The 5111-nt window shown below is 31.9% G+C and carries 3 protein-coding genes; 1 reads left to right on the forward strand and 2 read right to left on the reverse strand.

The window, feature by feature from the left end; all coding sequences use genetic code 11:
* Nucleotides 1-83 precede the first annotated feature (83 nt).
* Entirely contained in the window at nt 84-1010 is a 927-nt protein-coding gene (locus tag AC07XN_RS23355) for a ParB N-terminal domain-containing protein (RefSeq protein ID WP_494744797.1), read from the reverse strand.
* Nucleotides 1011-1031: 21 nt separating this feature from the next.
* Nucleotides 1032-1979 carry a ParA family protein gene (locus tag AC07XN_RS23360; protein WP_309923771.1) on the reverse strand — a complete coding sequence of 316 codons (948 nt, stop codon included), beginning with the start codon at nt 1977-1979 and terminating at the stop codon, nt 1032-1034.
* A gap of 1178 nt (nt 1980-3157) precedes the next feature.
* Here AC07XN_RS23360 and AC07XN_RS23365 point away from each other — a divergent pair.
* On the forward strand, nt 3158-4636 hold the full coding sequence (locus AC07XN_RS23365) for a replication initiation protein (RefSeq protein ID WP_494744798.1): 1479 nt from the start codon (nt 3158-3160) through the stop codon (nt 4634-4636).
* Nucleotides 4637-5111 lie beyond the last annotated feature (475 nt).

Below are 5111 nucleotides of genomic sequence, written 5' to 3' on the forward strand. Positions count from 1 at the left end.
GTCAAAATGACCATCTGGATTTTTTATCAATCATGATTTTCTATTTAGTTTACCTAATGGACATTTTGACCATCTGGTAAATATCAGTTTAAAATCAATTTAAATTCCTGTAAAGCAAGTTCAATAGCCTCAAAAGCTCCTATATTTCTACTAGCATATGCTTCGTTAATAGCACCTAATACTTTATTATATTTCTCTTGAGCAATATCGTTTGAATCATTCTCCGACTTTTTCTCTTTTGTATTGCTTTCTTGTTGTAATAGAATTTCCTCTACTTTCTCAATATCATCAATTGATTGGTTTTTCTCATTCGACTTTGCCAATAACTGTATTTTACTTTTTTCAACTTTCTTTTTGCCAGAAAGCACTTCATTACGAAGGGTAGGCGTGAGTTTTTCTAAGCCTTCAGCAAAGGCAGCATCTCTCCTAATTGTTTTTTCGCCTACATTATATTCTTTGGCTAGTCTTTCGGCAGTGGTAATTTTTACAGCATTTTCCAAATGGTCATTTTGACCATCTGATAAAAATCCTTCTTTTTTGCCTTGCAAATTATCCGAAACATCATTTTTCTCGGTATTATAGCGCAATCCTCGCAAATACGATGCTTGTTGTGCATTTAGGTTTCTTCGTCCCAACTGCAAATCAATCATGTGTTCTTTTACTTCTTTAAACGAGTTAAAAGACAACAATTGCACATTGAAAGAAACACCAAATTCTTTGCATATACCGTAACGGTTGTGCCCATCTATCAACACATAAGCTGGCTCCATTACATTGCCTTCACCAATAATATCCTTGGTTGTTTCCCAAAGTAAAAGTGGGTCTTTACATCCATTTGCTAACAAATTAGCCTTTAACTGTGCTAATTCTGAATCTAACAAAGGGGGAATAAAGCTTCTTAATTCTTCAAGAACTGTTATATTTTGTTTTATCGACTCTAAGGGCGAAAAACTATTTGTGATAGACACCCTTGCTTTTTCTGCAATCGACATTTTTATGTTCTTTGCCATTTCTATAAAATGTTAATTGGATTAAAACAATGATAGGTATTCGTCACAAAATTCTTCATAACATCTTGCAGCCTCTGAATCTTTATCAAATGTTCTGATGGGTATCTGTTCTATCTGAGCCTTCTGAAAGGCAATCAAATGTTTAATTTCTTTGCTGAATACTTTAATGTGTGGGAAAATGCTTCTTACAGTTTCTTTAATCCCATCATGAACAGTATTTTTCCTAACCATGGTAAATACAATGCCATCTACTTGCAGAGCTGGATTAAAAATTTGGCGAGCTTCCGAAATACGCTCTAACAGGGTATTTAATCCTTTTAAAGCAGACATCTCTGGCAAAAGGGTAATTAAACAACTGTTAGAGGCTTGCATGGCACTCATCGTAAGAATATTCAAAGATGGTGGACAGTCTATCAAAATAAAATCGTAGTTCTGGCTAATCCTTGCTATCAATATTTTCAAACGTTGTTCGCCCCCTACTTTATTCACCAATTCTGTTTCAGCTTTTGCCAATTCTATATCCGACGGAGCAATGTCTAGATTTTCGCCGATATTGTAGATAGGCAAATCTGCTAATTTTACTAAACTATGATAAACTTGTTTTTCATCTTGCAGGTGTATATCAAAAATCTGACTCAAATTACCTTGTGGATCTAAATCAATAATTAATACTTTAAAGCCCATTTTAGCAATTGCCTCACCCAAATATCCCGTTGTCGTAGTTTTACCTACTCCGCCTTTATGGTTGATCACAGATACCACTCTGGCTTTTTCATATAAATTTGTGGAAAACCCGTACGAAGTTATTACGGGTAATAAGAGCTCTAAATGCTTTTCACTTAAATTCCGTTCTCCTTTCAATGCTTTAGCCAAAGTATCTTTGGCAAGTCCTGCTTCTCTTTCCAATGTCGCCACTGAAATAGCATTTCTTCTTCTGAGAAATCTCAATAATAACTCTTGAGTCAACATTTATGTAATGATTAGAAATGAAAAGATTATCAAAGGTACAATATTTGCATGATATATTATACAATAATACGCATAAAGCATAAAATTTCATACAAATACTTATTTTAGCCTTTATTCTTTTCTTTATTAAAAATAAAAAAGAATAAAAATCGCTCTCTCATTTTTTCCTTTTTTGAGAGAGTTTTTTAATATATTTTTAAAAGAGTTTTTTAATATATTTTTTAGCACCTCTATAATTAACTGATAATCAATTTATTATAACATATTTTGGCAACAAATTGTAGGTGGTTTGGCAACAAATTGTAGGTGGTTTGGCAACAAATTGTAGGTAATAGGCAACAAATTGTAGGTGATTAAGCAACAAATTGTAGGTAATAGGCAACAAAATGTAGGTACTAAGCAACAAAATGTAGGTGCCGTAAATAAGAGCGTATTTTAAAGAGATGTTAAGTGAATGATTTTTAGTTATTTATAAAATAGTTTGGCAACAAAATGTAGGTTTAGGTATAAATTACCACTAAAAAGCTTGGAAATATCAAGGATTTGTCACGTTTGAATAATTAGGCAACAAAATGTAGGTGATTTGATATTTTTTAAAATCAATTATTTAAAAATAATCTCTCCTTTTCTGTTTTCAGAAGGGCATGATTTGATAGTAGGCAGCAATATAAAAAGATAAATTTCCTCTGGATATGTTTGGCAACAAAATGTAGGTGTTTTTGCCTTTTAATATTCATTTCTCTGACTTTATTAAGCAACAAATTGTAGGTAAAATACTCTGTGAAAGGCTTACAAATGTATTGCTCCGTTCAAAAGGCTGTCTATGCTATTAATAGGCAACAAATTGTAGGTGTTTTTAGCTAAATACTACTTCGACAATCTGGATTATGCCTATTCTGAATATTGGCGGGTTTCAGATATTGACTGATAAACCATGTCAATATCTTTATTATGCAACAAATTGTAGGTATTCTTATGATATATGACAATTTTATCCCCTTTTCCCATATACTGTTAGGCAACAAAATGTAGGTATATAAGTTATCATGCTTATATAAGCTACCTTATCGCTAGCATCTAACATGTGAAAAATTTACCGAAATAAGCAGTATGTTTGGAAACATTTTTTTGTAAAGTTGCCAAAACAAATTAGTTTTGTATAGGTAACCAATATGCAGATGAAAAATGAATTAGATCCAAGCTTAAATATTGAATTGTTTCAGAATAATCCTGATTATCTGATTTTCAATAATCCGTTGGCCAATCCCAAATTCATTAGAAGAATTTCTAAGAATGAGTCGGTTTCTGTAGATGATATTTATACAAGGAAATTATTCATCGAAATCGCTTCTCGTTTAAAGCCATCACATCTGTTCGGAATGGAGCAGAATGAAAGCGTATGTTTTACCATTCATATCAAAGATTTTTTAGAGAGGATAGGAGTAACCCATAAAAAAGGCTACAACTATTTAATAGAAAGTGCCGAAATGCTTCAAACTACTTTATTAAAGTGGCGAGAAGGAAAATTAGAAGTAAGTACTACCATTATTTCTCAAATGATTCACGATGAAGGGTCAGGGAAGATACAGCTCTTTATCGTGCGAGATTTGGCACAGAAGATTTTAGAAGTAAACGAGCGAGAAAACTTCAGCTTTTTAAAAGAGAATTTCTTTAGGTTGCAAAATAGCCAATCTATTAAGCTTTATCCATTTTTTAAATCTTGGTTGAACAAAGGGTTTTATGAAATAGATATCGAACGTTTCAAAATTCAATTTGAATATAACACTAGTGGCTATTTAAAGTTTTCAAATCTTGAAAAGCGCGTGTTGATACCAGCCATTGATGAAATCAATGATAAAACAGACATTTTTATTACGTATCAGAAAAAAGGAACTAACCTAGATAAACTACGCCCTAAAATTACAGGGTTGTTGTTTGTTATTAAGTTGAAGGATAAAACACCTTTTTCTGAACAGGATGAATTTATAAAACAGATTGAATTCAAGAGTTTCTCAGAAATGATGCAGCCCTTGAAACAAGAAGAACAACCAGATAATAACACCCGTCTATATACATTATTTAAAAAAGTTAATTTACAAGAAAAACCAGAAGTCAATACCATTGAAATAGAAATCGATGCTTATGTAGACAAATATGGAAGAGAGCTAGTAGAAGATTGTTTCAATGCATTAATAGATAAAAAAATAGCAGTGCGGAGTATGGCGTACTTCAGTACTAGAAATCTGTTTGAACAGCACGAAGGATATACCAAACAAAAAAGGAAAAAAATAGAAGAGAAAAAACAAAAGGTAAAACAAGAAACCGAAAGAGCCAACCGTCAAGAAGAACTAAAAAGACTAGTCATGCTTTTTAAAGAAGCAGAGCTGAATTACTTTGAAAGGAGATATGATGTATTGAGTGATGAAGATAAACTCAGTCTGATGAATGAAATGATGGAAGCAGGGCGAAATAGCGAATGGTACTTTGATGCAAATGCACAGCCAACACAAATAGCCAAGCAACACATGGGAATGATTTTCTCATTAAGAGATTTATACAATCCATATAACAGGCTAGAGAAGTTTCAATATTGGATGAGTAAAGAAGGAAAAGAAATGGAAATATCAGATGAAGTGATACAATTACTCAATTATTGATAAACAAAAGAAAATATCCAAACTTTTAGCAAGAGGTTTGGATATTTTAGGTTTAAAACCAAATCAACTTTATGATGGGCACAAATATCAATATGTTTATTTGAAGTATTTTTATGACAATTTTAATTGACTAAATTTGAGTAATTTCTACGCATCTTTTTTTGAGTATTTTTCTTGCTTTTTTTCACATCCTAACCGTTTAATTTTCAGTATAGTTGCGAATTATTTTCAAAAAACTTCAAAAAAAGTTTTGATTGAGGTATTGTTATTAAAAAAAAAGCTTGCATCTTTGCACTCCCAAACGACGCCAACGGGCTGAGAAAAGGGGAAGAGTTAGAGTAATTAGGAAGATAATTACTAGCAAGATTTAAGGGTTACAACGGTAATTTTTAGGTTAAAGAGTTCTTTGAGATATTGGTAGAAATGATTAATAGAATTAGCTTTTAATAGACAGGTTGTTTTTTGTTATTGATTC

Source organism: Arcicella sp. GW458-12-2-14-TSB2, assembly GCF_059423785.1.